The sequence below is a fragment of the Roseovarius sp. E0-M6 genome (assembly GCF_037083845.1).
Classification (GTDB): Bacteria; Pseudomonadota; Alphaproteobacteria; order Rhodobacterales; family Rhodobacteraceae; genus Roseovarius.
Genome location: NZ_JBAPLA010000002.1, coordinates 698,266 through 717,084 on the forward strand (window position 1 = coordinate 698,266; position 18,819 = coordinate 717,084).

General features: G+C 62.5%; 10 protein-coding genes, 1 tRNA gene and 1 pseudogene. 4 read left to right on the forward strand and 8 right to left on the reverse strand.

Annotation, left to right across the window (positions count from 1 at the left end; genetic code table 11):
* Window positions 1-106 precede the first annotated feature (106 nt).
* Window positions 107-1,452 (forward strand): annotated as a pseudogene (locus V8359_RS09775) (flavin-containing monooxygenase).
* Window positions 1,453-1,484: 32 nt separating this feature from the next.
* On the opposite strand, the gene V8359_RS09780 reads toward V8359_RS09775, so the two are convergent.
* Both V8359_RS09780 and V8359_RS09785 read right to left on the reverse strand, forming a co-directional pair.
* Window positions 1,485-1,838: an alpha/beta fold hydrolase gene (locus V8359_RS09780; protein ID WP_336428577.1), complete on the reverse strand. Its 354-nt coding sequence runs from the start codon at window positions 1,836-1,838 to the stop codon at window positions 1,485-1,487.
* Window positions 1,839-2,280: 442 nt separating this feature from the next.
* Window positions 2,281-3,327 carry an autotransporter outer membrane beta-barrel domain-containing protein gene (locus tag V8359_RS09785; RefSeq protein ID WP_336428578.1) on the reverse strand — a complete coding sequence of 349 codons (1,047 nt, stop codon included), beginning with the start codon at window positions 3,325-3,327 and terminating at the stop codon, window positions 2,281-2,283.
* A gap of 200 nt (window positions 3,328-3,527) precedes the next feature.
* Here V8359_RS09785 and V8359_RS09790 point away from each other — a divergent pair, with 200 nt between their 5' ends.
* Window positions 3,528-7,022: a hypothetical protein gene (locus V8359_RS09790; protein WP_336428579.1), complete on the forward strand. Its 3,495-nt coding sequence runs from the start codon at window positions 3,528-3,530 to the stop codon at window positions 7,020-7,022.
* Window positions 7,023-7,206: 184 nt separating this feature from the next.
* Here the strand turns inward: V8359_RS09790 and V8359_RS09795 are convergent, their stop codons facing one another.
* Window positions 7,207-8,529: a vWA domain-containing protein gene (locus V8359_RS09795; protein WP_336428580.1), complete on the reverse strand. Its 1,323-nt coding sequence runs from the start codon at window positions 8,527-8,529 to the stop codon at window positions 7,207-7,209.
* A 438-nt stretch (window positions 8,530-8,967) separates the two neighbouring features.
* Here V8359_RS09795 and V8359_RS09800 point away from each other — a divergent pair, with 438 nt between their 5' ends.
* On the forward strand, window positions 8,968-9,537 hold the full coding sequence (locus tag V8359_RS09800) for a hypothetical protein (protein ID WP_336428581.1): 570 nt from the start codon (window positions 8,968-8,970) through the stop codon (window positions 9,535-9,537).
* 56 nt (window positions 9,538-9,593) lie between these two features.
* Here V8359_RS09800 and V8359_RS09805 read toward each other — a convergent pair whose 3' ends face one another.
* The 5 genes from V8359_RS09805 to V8359_RS09825 form a co-directional block, all read right to left on the reverse strand.
* On the reverse strand, window positions 9,594-12,659 hold the full coding sequence (locus V8359_RS09805) for an efflux RND transporter permease subunit (protein ID WP_336428582.1): 3,066 nt from the start codon (window positions 12,657-12,659) through the stop codon (window positions 9,594-9,596).
* Entirely contained in the window at window positions 12,656-13,741 is a 1,086-nt protein-coding gene (locus V8359_RS09810; protein WP_336428583.1) for an efflux RND transporter periplasmic adaptor subunit, read from the reverse strand. Before V8359_RS09810 ends, V8359_RS09805 begins: the two co-directional genes overlap by 4 nt.
* Before the next feature lie 155 nt (window positions 13,742-13,896).
* Window positions 13,897-13,982: transfer RNA gene (locus V8359_RS09815), tRNA-Leu, on the reverse strand.
* A 121-nt stretch (window positions 13,983-14,103) separates the two neighbouring features.
* Complete coding sequence (locus V8359_RS09820) at window positions 14,104-14,655, reverse strand: tetratricopeptide repeat protein (protein WP_336428584.1); 552 nt, start codon at window positions 14,653-14,655, stop codon at window positions 14,104-14,106.
* 31 nt (window positions 14,656-14,686) lie between these two features.
* Window positions 14,687-15,163, reverse strand: coding sequence for an Lrp/AsnC family transcriptional regulator (locus tag V8359_RS09825; protein WP_336428586.1), 477 nt, complete (start codon window positions 15,161-15,163; stop codon window positions 14,687-14,689).
* A 113-nt stretch (window positions 15,164-15,276) separates the two neighbouring features.
* Here V8359_RS09825 and putA point away from each other — a divergent pair, with 113 nt between their 5' ends.
* A complete protein-coding gene (gene putA / locus V8359_RS09830; protein WP_336428587.1) occupies window positions 15,277-18,711 on the forward strand; it encodes a bifunctional proline dehydrogenase/L-glutamate gamma-semialdehyde dehydrogenase PutA in 3,435 nt (1,144 codons plus the stop codon).
* The last annotated feature ends 108 nt before the right edge of the window (window positions 18,712-18,819 follow it).

Here is an 18,819-nt window from a genome sequence, read left to right on the forward strand (position 1 = left end):
CCCAACCATAGCTTCACGAAATCATGGTTTTTGGAACATCGCCTACCGCTTATCTTCGCCACCAAAGCTCTGCGCTACGGCGCGATTGCCAGAAAGGACATTGAACATGCCGATTGAGACAACCGACACCGTGATCGTGGGCGGCGGACAGGCGGGTCTCGCGATGAGCGAGCATCTGTCACGGAATGGCGTGGATCACATCGTGCTCGAACGGCACCGCATCGCCGAACGCTGGAGGTCCGAGCGATGGGATTCCCTCGTGGCGAACGGTCCGGCATGGCATGATCGGTTTCCCGGCATGACATTCAAAGACACGGACCCCGAGGCATTCCCGGGCAAGGAAGATGTGGCCGACTATTTCGTTGAGTATGCCAACCGGATAAAGGCACCGGTTCGCACCGGGGTCGAGGTGACAAAAGTGTCCCGCATCGACGGAAGCCGCCGTTTCCGCGTCGAGACATCCGAGGGTGAGATCGAGGCGCGCAACATCGTCGCTGCCACGGGCCCGTTTCAGAAACCGATGATCCCCCCCGTCGTGCCCGAAGCTGCGGGCATTGAGCAGATGCATTCGACCGCCTATCGCAACCCCGATGCGCTACCTGAGGGTGCGGTGCTTGTGGTCGGGTGCGGTTCCTCGGGGGCACAGATTGCCGATGAATTGGCGCGTGCCGGTCGCGAAGTCTACNTGTGGTCGGGTGCGGTTCCTCGGGGGCACAGATTGCCGATGAATTGGCGCGTGCCGGTCGCGAAGTCTACCTCTCCATGGGCCCCCATGATCGCCCGCCGCGGCGCTATCGCGGACGTGATTTCGTCTGGTGGCTGGGGGTGCTTGGAAAATGGGAACTCAACGCGCCCTCGCCCGAAACCGAACATGTGACCATCGCCGTGAGCGGGGCCAACGGCGGTGAGACCGTCGATTTCCGCCGCATGGCGGAGCGCGGCGTGACACTGCTTGGACGCACCGAAGGGTATGAGAACGGCGTGCTCACCTTCTCGAATGATCTCAAGCGCAATATTGAAAACGGCGATGCGAATTACCTCTCCGTCCTGCGCGAAGCCGACGCCTATGTTGATCGCATGGGGCTCAACCTCCCCGAAGAGCAAGAGGCGCATGACATCGCTCCTGATCCTGCCTGTGTCTCCGATCCGATCCTGCGTCTCGATGTTGAAAAGGCTGGGATCACTTCGATCATCTGGGCCACCGGTTTCTCGCTCGATTACGGCTGGCTTGATGTCGATGCCTTCGACGAAAGGGGCCGACCAGTGCACCAGCGCGGCATTTCGCCCGAACCGGGGGTCTACTTTCTGGGGTTGCCTTGGCAATCGCGCCGCGGATCGGCCTTCATCTGGGGGGTATGGCACGATGCGAAATTTCTCGCCGATCAGATCGTGATTCAGACCACCTATATGGCGTATCATGACACAACGTCCCGCGTGCCGGAACCTGTCTGACTGAAACCCGGCTGGCCGAAAGCGTCATCCGATCAGATCAGCCTGTCGACCCGGCGGTTCAGGATATCGGCCCAATCGGACTGATGTCGCGCGGTCGCCAGAACCTCGACACGGTCTCCAAGGACGTCCCGGACGCGGCCGAGCACGGCAGGCGGCACCACGTTGTCGCGCTCACCAAAGAGGTAAAGAGCGGGGATGGAGAGCTGTGCAAGACCACTCAAGAGGCGCTCCGGGCTGCGCGGACCCTCTAGGGGCGGAACGCCGTGAAATGCCGTCCATGCTTCAAGATCGAGCGGGGCCGCCAAGGTGACCAGTCCGCCGGCATCCACCCGCGTGAGCGCCAGTTCCGATGCAATCAGACCGCCCCCTGAGTATCCGATCAACATGACCTGCATCCGTTGGGCATATCTGTTGATGAGGCCTTGATAGGCGGCCATTACGGGGGCTGAAAAGCGACCGGTTGTCCAATGCCGCCTCGCGCAACGCGCCAGCGTCTGTTCAGGCAGATACTGGCAGGGCCGTCCGAGCCACAGGCGCGCGTCGTCGGGCGGAAGGCCGGAAACAACCGAGGGGCCAACCGGACGTCGCGGTGTCGGATCGTTGGGGGGGTGTCCCCCCGTCCAAGCTGCGCCATCACCTTCGATCACCACCCAAAGCCGCACAGGGCGCCGTGAACCGGATGGTGGATGATACCGCCCCCGGATCGACAGCCCCGGGGCATCGAAGGCAACCCTCTCACCGGATGGCTCCGGCAAAGACGCGACACCCGCGCAACCCACAAGCGCCGAGCATCCCAGACCCGCCAAGACCTGTCGTCGGTTCATCCGCTCAGAAAGCGATCCGAAGACTGAAATTGGCGCTCGTGTCTTCCTTGCTGTCCCGCCCGAATGCGTGAGTGATCGAGAACCCGCCAGAAAGGTTCTCGTTGTCCCCGGTGCCATAGATGTGGCTGCCCAATGTCACGCGGAATTCGTCCCGGTCATTTGGGGCGCCGGCCACGGTTGAGCGGTCATGATCAAAGTCATAGGCATATTCGGCGCTGACATAGGGCAACATGGGTTTGGCCCAGTAACCGATCGTGCCCCCGATCCGTCCCTGCACAAGGTCCGATGTGTCGGACGGGTTCACTGTGCCGTCGCTTTCCACAAAGGTCTCGCGGTCGGTCGAACTGGCGCTCAGGCCGACGACCCCGGACATCAGCCACGCACCGCTCCATTTCGAGGCGGTGAGGTTGGCCGCGCCGAATAAAGTGTCGCTATCATACGACCCGGTGACGGGCGCACCGCCCACTGTCCGGCGCTGATCGGTATCGGTAAAGCCATATCCAAACGAGATATCCGCCGACAACCAATCGTTCAGTTTGAAATTGGCATAGGGCGCGATAAAGACTGACCCGGCATCGCGAGACCCCGTGCCGAAAGCGGTCGTCGCATCTTCTGTGGTGGCGGTTATGGAAACGCCAAGCGTGACTGTCTCGCTCACCGGTCGGTCCATGCCAAGTGACACGGTCCAGATGTCGGAGTCCTCCTCTTCGGGGGCAAAGTTGTTTTCTGTTGCGCGCCCCACAAGGCTTCCCCACACGGTCCACCCCTCAAGCAACGCCTCGTCACCCCCCGCGAGCCCTTGTGGCGTCGCTTCTGCGCCTGTCGGTGCGCCGGGCAATGAGCGCGCGTTGGACACCGGCGCAAAGCGTCGCGTGATCTGTGAGGACGCAAAAATACCGGCCTTGGCCTGTGCCCTTTCGGCGGCATCCAGCTGCGCGGCAGGATTGCCATGGCCATGCGGTGGAGTTGCCTGCGCCTGAACTTGCGGCGCGATTCCGAGGCTCACCAAAAGCGTGGCTGCGGAAAGGATGAGCGTGGAATTTCTGGGCATTGCGGATATCTCCTGAAAATATTCAACAAGTCGAATATATCTTGCCCGCCGACCCGAAATCATGATCTGCATCAAGTTCTCCCGCCATATTCTTTCGTAAAATCAGTTCCCGAACCGGTGTGACCATCGCGCCACATGTTGGACCGACCCGGCCCACAGAATGAGCGGTGACCAAAGCAGTCGAACAGGAGAAAAGCGAGATGGCAATTTTGCATGCAATGTCCCGAAAATCGGCCCTTGTATCGGGGTCTGCTCTGGCGCTCATGCTGTTGGCCAGCCCGGCAACATCCTTTGAGCCGCACGGCGCGCCGCCCCCTGTGACGACGCCACCTCAACAGCCGCCCCGCGTGTATGCGCCGCCTGTCCTGCCACCCGAAAGTCAGGCGATTCCCAGCCGCAAACCGTCTGCGACCGCACCCAAGCAAACCAGCCCGTCCCAACCGGCCGCGGCCCCAAAGAAATCCGCCGATCAGATCGCGCGGGAAAAAGCGGCCGCCGAGGCAAGGGCCAAAGCGCGCGAAACGGGCCGGACGCTTCAGCAACTGCTTGGTGAGTTGGGGCATGATCCCGGCCCGGTCGATGGTATCGTCGGACGCAAGACCATGGATGCAATATTCGGCTGGATCGCCGGGATCGAGGATCCCGATGTGCAGCAGGAGGCCCGCGTGGCCGCGCATAATGACAACTACGCAGCACTGGCCGAGATCGCCTATAAAGAAACCCTGCGCCCGAAATCGCCCGCGATCGCGCGCGGAGAACCGGCCAGTGGCGACAACGCTGCGCCTCCCGAAAAAGACGCAACCGTCGGCATGACGCAAAATGATGCCATTCCTGAGCAGACCACCGAACCCGAGGCCGAACCCGAACCCGAGGTTGCCCAAGCCCCCGACCTGTCCGAGGAGCCCGCCACCGATCCTGAGGGTGCCACCGAGGCCGAGCTACCGCCCCCGCCGCCGCCCTATGTCTGGGGCGCCGAGCTGGAAGCCGCAGCTAACGCCGCCGCGCAGTTTCTGGCAAGCGAACTGCGCATAAAGCTACCGGACGCAAACGGCGAGATCAGCGCCTACTCTTCGACTGTCGTTGTGAACAGGTATGGGCGTGCCTACTATAGCCCGACCTCCTGGAAAAACCGGACGGACGAGTATCTGGCCCATGCCCAGCAGACCACGAAAGAGCTTTACGCCGACATCGCGCAACGCCAGCAATCGATCGAGCAGATGCGCGCGGAAATGGCTGAATATCAGGCCAAGATTGATGACCTGAAAGCAGTGGCGATATCACGCATCCCCAAGGCTCAGGCCACTTGGCGGAACCGGGTGCAGGACGCCGAAAACGCCATCGCCGAAATCGAGGCGCGCAGCAAGGAACCGGCACCGAAGGGGCTCTACGAGTCGCTGGAACGCGCCCGTAACGCGCTCGCCAACGCCGCAGAAAATACGACCAATTCCTACAAGAATTGGATGCAATACCGAAATGCGCAAAAGCAGATCGACTTTCGCACGCGGGATATTCGAAGGCTCAGGCAACAGATACAGGTTCTGCAATGGAACGCCGAGAAGGTTCAGAGCGCGGGAGCGGCGGTGCGTCTATACGCCGAGAGCATGGCCGCCGCAGCCGCCGGTGAGGTCTTCGACGACCCGGAAGTGGTAGAAATCCTCACCGCAGAGGCCGAGCGTCAGGAAGCGATCTCGCAATCCCAACAGGACATGGACACCTTCCTGAGCAACCGGGCACAGGCCGAGGCCGAGCTGAAATCGCTGAATGACCGCGCCGATCTTTCCGCCGAACAAAAGGCGCGCATCGCAAAGGACATCAACGCCCGGCTGGCCTTCAACGATACTCTCTTGCGCGAGGCGCAGACGAAACTGGCCGCCCAAGGGGCGAGTTTTGACGGCTATGATGGCAAGGACATGACCGAGTTCAACCCCTATGCGATCAACCAGACCGATATTGAATTGACGCGCATCGCGCAGGAGGCCGAGGCAACCGACCGCTTCTATGATGAGATCAGGCTGGCGCGCGAGACCATCCGCGACACCGCCGATGGTCTGGATGCGATCACCCTTCAGGAAAGGGTCACAGATATATCCGAGCGGCTGGCCGGAAACGCGGAGGACATCAATAAACTGGCTGAGCAGGTTCACGATTACTCCGTGAATATCCGGGTAACCCGTGAACAAGGCGAATTGGAGCACCTGTCGGCCCTTGCCGATCTGGCCGTGATCGATGCCGAAGAGAATCTGGCCTATACGCGCAGTGTCGTAACCACGTCGAAAAACGCGAACCTTCTGCTTGCTCTGGGGGCCGGAGCGGGGTCCGCGCTCGGGATTGGCGGTGTCACCGCCGCCGAGGTGGCGTCCGCACAGGCCGTGATGGCCGCTATGGATGGAACCACCGGCGCGATCGAAGGCTTTGACAATGGTGGCTTCGGTGAGGCGCTGAAACAGGGTGCGGCGGAAAGCGGCAAATACTACCTGCCGATCAACACGGTGATGGCGGTTGACCGTGGCGACGACAAGACCGGGCTTGCCTTGAGTGTCCTGTCGGACGCGGCCATGCTCTTTACCGGCTACAAGACGGCCCGCACCCATCTCGACAAGGCGCGCGCAGCAAAGGCCGCTGTGACGCGACAGACACTCGGCGCCAGTGAAAAGGCCGTCTCGGACGCGGCGCGGCGGGCTGTGGACAAGGCTGACGACCTGATCGCCAACTACCAGAAAGCCAAATGGACAGCCCAGCAGGCGCGTGCCACCGGCATGGTGGACGAGGTGGCCGAAACCACCCTGCAAAGGGCGGTCAAGGCGATTGACCGCAGCGATGAGGCGAAACTCGCGCTCAAGGCGCGTGATTCCAAGCTGCAATACCTGTTCGTCCGGGACCAGACGAAGATCGTCAAGGCACCCGCCAGCGCCGCATGGGAAAAGAACATGCGTGATCTGGGATGGAGCGATACCGCGCTCAGGACCGAGCAGATTCGGAACCGGTCCTCGGCGGGCACGGTGGGGTTGGATGATGATATTCGGCTGCTTGAACCGTCCTTGCTCGACACGCTGGATGATGGGGTGACGCCGCGCTATTCGGGCTCGAACGATCCGGCCTTGCTCAAGGCGCGGGCGGATTTCCGCAAATCGCTGACGCGCCGGGGCGAAAGCGCGTCGCTCGCGCAATGGGAGCAGGACGCGAAGACAGCCATGGAAAAGGCCTATCGCGAAACCGCCGGATACGCCGCCTCGGATGCGCGGGTCAACATGACCACATCGGTCAATCCCGAAGCCTATTCTGATATCGGCCTTCTGACCGGTGACGGCGGCAGCGCGGGATGGGCCGAGCAGACGTCCGGCGTGACCCAGACCAAGATCCGCGACGGGGTCGAAGCTGCGGAAGCGATGGGGCTGGGAAGCAGCAATCCGAACACATCCCTGTCCGGCGCGGCCCTTGAGGCGGCGGCGACCGAAACCAAGGTGGCGTCGCGCGAATTGCTCAAGGACCTCGTGGGCAAGGCCATGCGCACCCGCCCGGATGTGGCGCTGCCCCGCAAGGTGGAAAGGCAACTGAGCATTCTTGACGGATTGTCGCGGGGGATACTCGATCCTGCGGTTGCCAACCGGCAACTGATCAACGAGACCGGAACAACCCTCGCCAAGACGATGGAAACACTTGGGGGACAGGTAGAGGTGCTTCTCAAGCTCAATTGATCAGGCGTTGCACGCGTTTCGCGAAACTCTGTGAGTCAGGTTTTCGCGAAACGCCTTAGGCCCGCTGACCCTGCGAAGAGCTGCGAAGAACGGCACCGGGATCGCGCGCAATGGGGTCAATCGCGTGCCCCTTACCGCAGCATTTCTCGCGCCATGAAACCCGATTTTTCGTCTCCGTACGCTATTACCGGGCAGGTCCAATAACTTCGACCCGGTCAAACCATGTCAGCGTCTGTTCAGGGCCCATCGTTCCTGCAAAGATGGCGGGTGTGCCTTTGCTGCGCAGCACCGTCACCGGATCGGTTTCCAAAACATCCGGGCCTCCGTCCTGAAGGGTCCATCCGTCTAGTGACAGCCGCGCCCTATAATCCCGCCCCGTCTTGACGAGGCTGAGTGTCGCGCCCTTCTGTTCGAAGTCCCGAAGAATCTGGCCAAGATCGAACCCCCGAACATCCCCGGCGATTTCGAGGGTTGCTTCGCTACTGGTGCCACCAGATACCGCCAGAAGCTTGAGCCACATGTCGTCGTTGGAATTGCCTTGGCGATAAAGTTCGGCAACCACGTAGGTCTGCGGGTCCGCGTAGCGGCCCACCTGCACGATCGCGCGGCGCCCACCAAGGGTTTGCACCTCTCCCATGCGCGCGGTGAAATCAGCAGAGATTTCCCAGTCGCCTTCCGGCATCTCGGCTTCGCGCCACAGGAAGACATTCGGCTGATCGGGCTTGCCCATATACCCGTCCTCGACGGTCATGGTCATCAGCGCGCTGTCCTCGAGGATGAAACCCGAAGGGTCGGCATTCTGCACAACCCATCCACTGCCAAGCTCGGCGCGGTCGAAATCATCCACGAGCAAAGGGCCGGTCGGCTCAGGCGCAGGCTCGGGCTGACTGACTTCCTGGAGCGCATCGGTCAGGCTCTCGGCATTCGCCGCGCTCAGGTATTGACCACCCGTCGCTTGGGCGAGACAGGCAAGCTGCCCCTCGGCATCCTCGACATCGAAGCCGATCACATGCGCCGTCAAGGGCGTGCCGCGCTGTGCCAGATCGTCACCCAAGGCACAAAGATCGGCACCGCAGGTTTCAAGGCCGTCAGTCACGACAATCACCGACGCCGGGACATCTTCCGACGCCAATGTCTTGCTCGCTGCCTCGACGGTCGCACCAATCGGCGTCTTGCCGCGCGGCGATACGCTTTGCATCAAGCCTCGCAGGCGCGCCCGGTCAAGCGGTGCAGGGTCGGCCAGAACCTCGATATCGGTGCAATCGCCTTCGCGACGATGGCCATAGGCCATGAGGCCAATGTCCCGGCTTTCGGGCCAATCGGACAGCATGTCGCCGATCGCCCGCCGGGCGATTTCGATCTTTGCGCGACCGTCGATCTGGCCCCACATACTGCCCGATCCATCCAAGATCAGCATGGTCCGACCGGTCGCGGCGTCCTGTGACGCGGCGATGCCGGGCATGGTCAGAAAAGCCAATGCAAAAGCGAATAAACCTGATTTCTTCAAGGTGCAGCTCCTTCCAAGTGCGGGGGCATGCCAGATGGGTTTGTCACGGCACCGGAAGCGTCTCGCCTTTAACCCGAGATATCGGTGAAGACCGAAACCTTGAGTGCCCCCGCATATAGTGCCGTTTATGCTGACATACCCCTTGAGTGATCGAATCACACACAACGCTGCCTGTTCGGACCTGACGAATCAACCCGAGCGAAGCGGACCATCCGCGCCAGAACCCAAACTCCAAGCTGGGATCGGCATCTTTGAACGCCTCCATCATTTCCGATTGGATGCATGCGCATGGCTGCCCGCTTGACGAAGTGGAGGCGGCATGTCGCAAATGGAAAATGCCATCGTGACCATTCACCTCGAGGACAGATATGAATAACCCGCACGATCCCCCGATCCAAGGCCACGCCGTGTGCCACCCGTTTGCTGCCGCGGTGTGACATGCCGGATGCGCTGACCTTCCGCTATAGGCCGGCACCGCTGCGCCCTCCGCGTGAACTGCGCCTCGACGGCCCGCGCCTGTGGATAGGTGAGGACGGGCCGTTCGATTTGTCGCGTGTGAAAGATGCGGTTTTCGTGACCCATGCGTTCGGCGATAGCCGAATGGAGCGACTTGACCTGACGTGGCCGGACACCCACTGCGCGATTGGTTTCAACGCCGGGCGAAAGGGGTTTTCTGACAGCGCCGAGGGCCGGGAATATCGCGCCGCCGTGGGTGCCGTCTTGCGTGCGCTGGCGGCAGCACGGCCTGACGCGCAGGTGACGCTTGGCGCGGCGCGCGGAACACGGTGGGCCTTGTTTTGCATCGGGGGTGTCTCAGTGCTCGCAGGCGTCGGGCTCGGGGCCGGGGCGCTGGCCAGCGGTGTATCGGGCGGCCGCTTCGCCGGGGTGGCGATGCCAGTGGTATTGCTGACGGTGCTTGGCGTGGCGCTGATCGCCGGTAACTGGCCGTCGGGCCCCCGCCGGCAAATCGCCGCAGAGGAACTGGCGGACATGATCGCGCCGCGCTGAGCCTCGTCACCGCCAGCCAAGGTGACAACAATAGGCCGCCGCCGTCGCGCGCGGGCTTAGACCGTGCTACTCTGGGCCTCCTTGGGGTGCTCTTCCCGGCGCTCGCGCTGCATCAGGTCATACAGGACCGGCGTAAGGAACAGGGTAAGGCAGGAGGCCGAAAGGAACCCGCCAATGATGACGATCCCGATGGAAAATCGGCTTTCGGCACCGGCACCCGTAGACAGCATGAGCGGCACGGCCCCAAGCACCGTCGACGCGACAGTCATCAAAATCGGGCGGAAACGGACGGTGGCGGCCTCTGTTATGGCGTCGCGGACGGAACTGCCATCCTCGCGAAGCTGGTTGGCAAACTCGACGATGAGGATGCCGTTCTTGGCCATCAGCCCGATCAGCATCACCATGCCGACCTGAGAATAAACGTTCACGGTCTCTTCGAGTGCGAAAATGGTGAATAGCGCACCCGCCACGGCCAACGGGACCGACAGCAGGATCACAACCGGCTGAACGAAGCTTTCGAATTGCGCCGAGAGAACAAGGAACACGATCAACAGCGCCAGCGCGAAAGTCACATAGAGGCCGCCTGATGTCTCTTGATAGCGTTCGGCCTGACCTGAATAAACAAGGCGCAGATCAGACGAAACCTCATCGGCGAGCCGCTCCAGGGTGTTGATGGCGGTGCCAAGGTCGGTGCCCTCGGACAACGCGGCAGAAACCTCGACCGCCGGTTCTCGGTCGATCCGGTTGAACGCGCGGACCGAGGCCCTGCGATCAACCTCGACCAGCCCGCTCAACGGCACCAGCGCGCCGCTCTCTGTGCGCAGGTAAAGCCCAAGTAGCGAATCGATGCTAACGCGGGTCTCGTCGGGGGCTTGTAGGATGACCGGATACTGCCGGTCGCGGTCGATGAACTCCGTCACCTCGGCGGAGGCAAAAAAGGCGCGCACCGTGTTGGATATGGCACGCGCTTCGATGCCCACCTCGCGGGCCCGTTCCCGGTCCACCTTGATGTCAAAGCCGGGTGTGTCCGGCTGATAGTCGCGGCGCACGTTGACGATGCTCGGCGCGTCGCGCATTCGCTTGGTGAGGCTGGCCGAGAACTCGGCGGCTTCGGCGAAACTTGGGGCTGTCACCCAGGCTTCGAGCGGCGCCCCACCACCTGATCCCAGTCCCGAAGGGGCGAAGGCACGGACGTCGGCTTGGGTGATGCCCGCAAAGTCCGGTCGCAACTCTTCGATGATCTCTTGCGGTCTACGGTCTCGTTCGCCCCAAGGTGAGAGCACCGCGACGAGGAAGGCGCGCCCGGCTTCGCCATATTGGCCAGTGATCGAAATCACGTCCTCGATATGTCCGTCCTCGCGATAAGGTGCGAGATGCGCCTCGACCCGCTGGACCACCTTGTCGGTCGCCTCCAGCGCGGTGCCCGCCGGCAAGCGCACCGAGACGAAGAAAACCCCCCGATCCTCCTGCGGGGTAAGCTCGGAGGGAAGACCTTGGTAAAGCGACCAGGATGCCCCCGTAAGCAGGGCGGCGATCCCGATCACCAGTATCGGCAGCTTCATCGCCCTCTGCAGGGCCCAGCGATATCGCTGTGTGAGCTTTTCGAGCGCGCCGCGCACCATGCGTGCCAGACGCTTCTCGCCCACATCCTTCCGCAAGACCCGCGCAGCGATGACCGGGCACAGCGAAAGCGCCACGAAGGTCGAGATTCCAACAGCGATCGCAAGGGTCACGCCGAACTCGGTGAAAAGCCGACCGATTTCGCCCTGCAAGAAAGACAGCGGCAAGAACACCGAGATCAGGACGATCGAAGTCGAGACCACAGCGAAGAAGACCTCGCGCGCGCCGGTTCGGGCGGCGTCACCGGGCGCATCGCCTTGCTCGATCCGGCGCTCGATATTCTCAAGAACCACGATGGCATCATCCACCACCAGCCCGATCGCCAGAATCAGCGCGAAGAGCGTCAAAATGTTGATCGAGTAACCCGCAAGCGCGATGCCTGCACAGGCACCAAGGAGCGCGATCGGAATCGTGACCGTGGGCACCAGCGTCGCACGTAACGTGCCCAGAAACACAAAGATAACCGCCACCACCACCGCCACGGCGATGGCCAGAGTGGTAAGTACTTGGCGGATGGCATTGCGGATGAAATCGGCAGAGTCGTTGGTGATCTGGAGCGTCATGCCCTGAGGTAATCCGTCGCGTACCTCCTCCACAGCACCGGCCACCGCCGAGGAAATTCCGATCGTGTTGGCGCTGGATTGACGTAGCACTCCCAGTCCGATGGCTGTTGCGCCGTTGGCGCGAAACACGGAATCATCGGATTCCACACCAAGTGCGATGCGGGCGACATCCCCGAGGCGCACCGGCGCCGCGTCGCGTTCCTCCACGATCAGCGCCTCGAACTCCTCGACCGACGACAGGCGTGTTTCCGTCCGTAGCAGAAAGGTCCGCGCCTCGGTTTCGATCTGCCCGGCGGGCAGCTCAAGATTATTGCCCTCGAGCGCATTGGAAATGTCTCGCGCCGTGACATCGCGCGCCGCCATCGCCTCGGGATCGAGCCAGATGCGCATTGCATACGGTCGCTCGCCATAGAAATTGACCGAGGCCACCCCCGGAACCCGCTCCAGCCGGTCCACCACATAGCGATCGGCATAATCGGTGAGCTCCGAGGGGGACAACCGGTTGCTGGTCATCGTCATCCAGAGCACGGGATCATCTTCGGCGTCGTTTTTCTCGACCGTTGGCGCCTCTGCGGCCTCCGGCAGGTCGCCAGCCGCCGCCTCGACTGCGGCGCGCACATCCGCTGCCGCCTGATCTATGGCGGTCCCGGGGCGGAAAGTGATCACGGTTCGGCTGCCGCTGAGTTCGGCTTCAGAGGATATCCGTTCGATCCCCGGCACGGTCGAAATCGCGGACTCCATGACCGCGGTCACCTCCGCATCGACCACGCTCGGCCCTGCGCCGGTATAGGTCACGCTCACCGTGACCTCTGCGGGGTCGACATCCGGCAATTCGCGGACGGGCATTCGCGTGAGCCCGCCGAAGCCAAAGACCACGATGAGGATCGACATCACCGTCGCCAGGACGGGCCGGCGCAGGCTAAGCTCCGACAGCGTCATTGCGCGGCCTCACCCTGATCACTCAGGATTTTGACGTCCGCCCCATCCGAAAGGGCGTTCCAACCGCTCACCACGACCTCCGCGCCGGACTCAAGCCCGCCCTTTATAGCGGTGTAGCCCTCATGGCTTCGCCCCGGTTCAACGGGTGTGCGGCGCGCGGTGCCGTCTTCGATCTTGAAAACATAGCTGTCGCGCCCTTCGGTGATGATCGCTTCGTCGGGCACTTCGGGTGCCTCGAACGTGGCGAACACGATCTCCAGCCGGACAAACATGCCGCCGACCAGCCTTTGTTCGGCGTTGTCAAAGCGCGCGCGCACATCAAAACTACGCGTGCTTTCCGAGATGCGCGGCGCGCGAAGCGCAACCTCGCCCTCAAAGACCGCATCGGGATATACGGCGCTGCGCGCACGCACGGTCAAACCCGTTGAGACGGCTGAAAAGTAACTCTCGGGAAGCGCGAAGTCGGCCTCGACATCGGACAGATCATCGAGTTGCCCGACGATCGTGCCCTGATCAATATAGTCGCCCACGTCGATATCAATGATGCCCAGCACGCCGGCGAAAGGCGCGCGGATGGCGCGTTTCTCCAGTTCGACCTCGGCCCTTGTCATATTCGCTTTCGCCCGGTCAAAGGCGGCCCGCACCTCATCAAGCCGCGCCTTGGCTGCGACATTCTCGTCCTTCAACTCCTCGAACCGACGGAAATCCCGCCGCGTCTCGTCAAGTGTTGCCTGCGCCTCGGCCAGTGCGGCCTTGGCGGCGCGGGGGTCGAGCTGCAGAATCAGATCGCCCGCCTCGACCTTGGCGCCGGAACGCACAGGGCGCGCGGTCACCCGACCGGTGGCCTCCGGACGTAGCTTGACCGAACGCAAGGGCTGAATCGTGCCGACCGCTCCGGCACGGTCCTCGATCTCTCGCCGCTCGGCGGTGGCGGTGGTCACACGCACGGCTTGTGGTGTCCCGCCTTGGCCGTCCCCGGATGCCTCCTCGTCAGACAGAAGGGCCTGTGCGCCCCAAACGCCCGCCGCGGCACAGATCGCGACCACGATAGCGCCAACAAAAAATTTCGCGCTACGTCGCAAGCGCCTAACTCCTCGGTCTTGCTTCATATCCCGACAGAAATGATGTGGCGGACGAAGAGAAAGGCAAATGATGATGTCTCAATTCGCAGCCGCCAACCACAGGCTACCTGTGATCACATTGGGTTGAGATCAATCAGCGGGGTCAAAGCCTTGCTTGGTGCGGGCGGCCGGACTCGAACCGGCACGGCCTTGCGGCCTGGAGATTTTAAGTCTCCTGTGTCTACCATTCCACCACGCCCGCACGCGCCGCGAGAATAGGCAAAGGGCAGGGGGTGTAAAGAGCGGATACGCCTAACGTTTCGCCGAATTCTCCGATGCCATGGTGTCTATCGCCGGGGCGGGCACCGCCAGACATTTTGTGATCAAAGCGTCTCTTCCTCTTTCTCGATCACCTTGAGCAGAGCGCGTTCGCTCAGCCACGGATTGAGATCAAGCGCCGCGCGAAGCACCAGCGCCGCCTCGGCCTTCCTGTCCAGCGCCACCAGCGTCAGCGCCTGACCGGTCATGGCCGCGATGTGCCTGGGCGCACGTTCGAGCGCACTCTCAAGATCGGGCAGGGCAGCGGCATACTCTCCACGCAGGAAGTTGACAAAGGCGCGCTGATTGTATCCTTCGGCATAGTCCGGGCAATAAGCCACCAACGCATCCGCGGCCTTTTCCGCCGCCGCGTAATCGCCCACTTCACGCCGGGCCATCGCCTCATCCAGAAGCGCCTGTGCCCGGTCATCCGGGGCATCGGCCCATAGCGCCCACATGTCGTTGGAAATCTCGCGCGCTGCGGATTGGTCGGGCGCGTTCTGCGCCGCTTCGATCAATGCGCTTAATTCCGTGCTGTGATCGGGCGGGGCCGGGCACGGATCGGCAAACGCGGGCGCGCCAAACATGATGGCCATGCAAAAAGGCAAATGTTTCATACCCGATATCATGGCGCGTTGTGCTCTCGGGTCAAATCACATCTGCCGGTGCGTTGTCCTTCACGGCCTGCATCGCCACATAAGTCGAGGTGTGCGCCACGCTCGGCAGTGATGAGATATGCTCGGCCAGCACCCTGCGGTAATCACTCATGCTCTGTGTGCGGATCTTGAGGAGATAGTCGAAATTCGCCGCGATCATGTGGGCCTCCTCGATCTCGGGCACCCTGAGCACGGCCTCGTTAAACGCGGCAAGGGCCGCCTCGCGCGTGTCGTTCAACCGAACCTGAACGAAACTCACGTGATCCCGCCCAAGGCGGATGGGATCGACCGTCGCGCGATAACCGGTAATGACGCCCGCCTGCTCAAGCCGCCTCAGCCGTGCCTGCGTCGGTGATTTCGACAGCCCGATCCGCGTCGCAAGTTCGGTGACGCTGATACGTCCGTCACTGGAAACGGCGCGCAGAATCGCCTGATCATACCTGTCGAAAGGAAACTTATCGGTTTGCATGGCGGAACCTTTGAAATTTGACCATTCGGACTGCAAAAATTGGAATATCAGGAAAAAGAGTTTATCCTGAGGTGGTATATTGGGTCAATTCACCTCTTTGACGGGAGAGTCCTATGAACATCCAAACAACTCCGCGCACCGGCATTGATCAGGACATGTATGCCAACGAGGCCGCCGTCATCGCGCGGCTTATGGATGAAGCCGCCCTGACCGAGGCGGACCGTGCGCGCATCTCGGCGCACGGCGCCAAGCTGGTGCGCGAAATCCGCGCCAAGACCGATCCCGGCATGATGGAGGTTTTCCTCGCCGAATACGGGCTTTCGACGGAAGAGGGGATCGCGCTCATGTGCCTCGCCGAGGCTCTTTTGCGGGTGCCCGACGCCGATACGATCGACGCCCTGATCGAGGACAAGATCGCACCGTCAGACTGGGGAAGTCACATGGGGCATTCCACCTCGTCGCTGGTCAACGCCTCGACCTGGGCACTGATGCTCACCGGCAAGGTTCTCAAGGACGAACAGCCCGGTCCCGTCGGCCACCTGCGCAGCGCGATCAAACGTCTGGGAGAGCCCGTGATCCGCACCGCCGTTGGCCGCGCGATGCGCGAAATGGGCCGTCAGTTCGTGTTAGGCGAAACCATTCAATCCGCCATGGACCGCGCCCGGAACATGGAGAAAAAGGGATACACATATTCCTACGACATGCTGGGCGAGGCCGCGCGCACAGATGCCGATGCCACGCGCTATCACCTCTCCTATTCCCGCGCGATTTCGGCCATTGCCGAAGCCTGCCATCACAAGGACATCCGCAAGAATCCGGGTATCTCGGTCAAACTTTCCGCCCTGCACCCCCGCTATGAAGAGGCGCAGCGCGAAGAGGTGATGGAGGTGCTCATGCCCCGTTTGCGCGGTCTGGCGCTCTTGGCGAAATCGGCGCGCATGGGCCTCAATATCGACGCCGAGGAGGCCGACCGTCTGGCCATCTCGCTCGACGTGATCGAGGCGGTGCTCTCGGAACCCGCGCTCGAAGGTTGGGACGGGTTTGGCGTCGTGGTTCAGGCCTACGGACAGCGTGCGGGCCACGCGCTCGATTTCCTCTATAACCTCGCCGAAAAGCACGACCGCCGCATCATGGTGCGTCTTGTGAAAGGGGCCTACTGGGACACCGAGATCAAGCGCGCGCAGGTCGAAGGTGTCGATGGTTTTCCGGTCTTCACCCACAAGGCCGCCACCGATATCAGCTATCTGGCCAATGCGCGCAAACTTCTGTCGATGACCGACCGTATCTATCCCCAATTCGCCACGCACAACGCGCATACCGTGGCTGCGATCCTCGATATGGCGGGCAATGACAAGGACAGTTTCGAATTTCAGAGACTGCACGGGATGGGCGAATCGCTGCACTCGATCGTCATGGACTCCGAAGGCACGCGCTGCCGCATCTATGCCCCCGTCGGCGCGCATCGCGATCTGCTCGCCTATCTCGTGCGGCGGCTTCTCGAGAACGGTGCGAATTCCAGCTTCGTCAATCAGATCGTGGACGAGGATGTGCCCCCCGAAGAGGTGGCGCGTGATCCCTTTGACGTGTTCCAAGACGCCGAGCCACAGATCACCACTGGCCCCGATCTCTTTCAGCCCGAGCGCGAGAATTCCCGCGGGTTCGACCTGACGCACACACCCACGCTGGCCCTGATCGACGAGGCGCGCGCGCCCTTCGCCGCCGGACAGCATCAATGGCACGCGGCACCCGTTCTCGCGCAGGACGCATCTCCAAACGATCCGCAGCCGGTGATCAACCCGGCCGATCCCGCCGATGCGCCCGGCACCGTGGCCGAGGCCAGCGAGGCCGACATCGAAACGGCCCTCGCAAATGCCACGCCATGGGACGCCTCCCCCGAGGAACGCGCGCGCATCCTCAACAAGGTGGCCGATCTCTATGAGGCCAATTTCGGAGAGCTCTTCGCGGCACTTGGCCGCGAGGCGGGCAAGCTGCAACTCGATGCCGTGGCCGAACTGCGCGAGGCGGTCGATTTCCTGCGCTACTACGCGGCGAACGCCCCCGCCGATCCACCCGTCGGCGTGTTCACCTGCATCAGCCCGTGGAACTTCCCGCTGGCGATCTTCACAGGTCAGATCGCGGCGGCATTGGCGGCGGGCAACGCAGTCCTGTCGAAACCCGCCGAACAGACACCCCTCATCGCGCATGTGGCCGTTTCCCTGATGCACGAGGCCGGCGTGCCCCGCACCGCGCTTCAGCTTCTTCCGGGCGGCGGCGCGGTGGGGGCGGCGCTTACGTCCGATCCGCGCGTCGGCGGCGTGGCCTTCACCGGCTCCACCGAAACGGCGCATAAGATCCGTGCGGCCATGGCCAAGAACCTTGCCCCCGGCGCGCCTCTCATTGCCGAGACGGGGGGCATCAACGCGATGATCGTCGACTCGACCGCGCTCCCCGAACAGGCGGTGCAGGCCATCATCGAAAGCGCGTTCCAATCCGCAGGTCAGCGGTGCTCGGCCCTGCGCTGCCTCTACGTGCAGGAAGATATCTCCAAGAGTTTCCTCGAGATGCTTACCGGCGCGATGGATGCGCTCAGTATCGGCAATCCGTGGAAGCTCTCGACAGATTGCGGCCCCGTCATCGACGAAGAGGCGCGGACGGGCATCGCCGACCATATTCAGCAGGCCCGCACCGATGGACGGCTCCTGCATGAACTCAAGACACCGAACGCCGGCACCTTCATCGCCCCCTCGCTGATCAAGGTAGGCGGCATCAAGGATATCGAGCGGGAAATCTTCGGGCCGGTTCTCCACGTCGCCACCTTCAAAAGCCGTGACCTCGACCGCGTGATCGGCGCGATCAACGACACCGGATATGGCCTGACGTTCGGCCTGATGACACGGATTGACGACCGCGTTCAGCACGTGACCGAGGCGGTGCATGCGGGCAATATCTACGTCAACCGCAATCAGATTGGCGCCATCGTCGGCTCACAGCCCTTCGGCGGCGAAGGGCTCTCGGGCACCGGGCCCAAAGCGGGTGGCCCGCACTATCTCACACGGTTCTCCGAGCGGCCGGCGCCCATCTCGGGTAGCGCATGGGATGGCAATATGGACGAAAAGGCGATCACCAAAGTGCTCGCCAAACCGCAGGGCAATGCCGAATCCCGCGCCCTCATCCTGCCCGGGCCCACCGGCGAATCGAACAAGCTCACCGTTTTCGCGCGCGATCCGCTGCTCTGCCTCGGCCCGGGCAAGGAGGCGGCCAAAGCCCAGGTCGATGCGGTGCTCGCGCTGGGCGGTCAGGCGGTCGCCGCCACCGGCCATGTCGCGCCCGAAGCGCTCACCACGCTCAGCGGGGCCTCGGGCGCCTTGTGGTGGGGTGACGAGGATACGGCCCGCGCCTACGCCAAGGCCCTCTCGGAACGCGACGGGCCCATCCTGCCGCTCGTTACTGGCGCGCCCGATACTGGCCACGCATGTCATGAACGGCATGTCTGCGTCGATACCACGGCGGCGGGCGGCAACGCGGCACTTCTGGGCGGGGTCGCCTGACGGGCGTCGCGGCGTCCGGTCCGGGCGCCGCACCCGCTCTTTCTTTTTGCCGAAAATATCCGGCCTTATGTATCAAACGCACCAAAAATATAGCTGACTTTTCGGCCC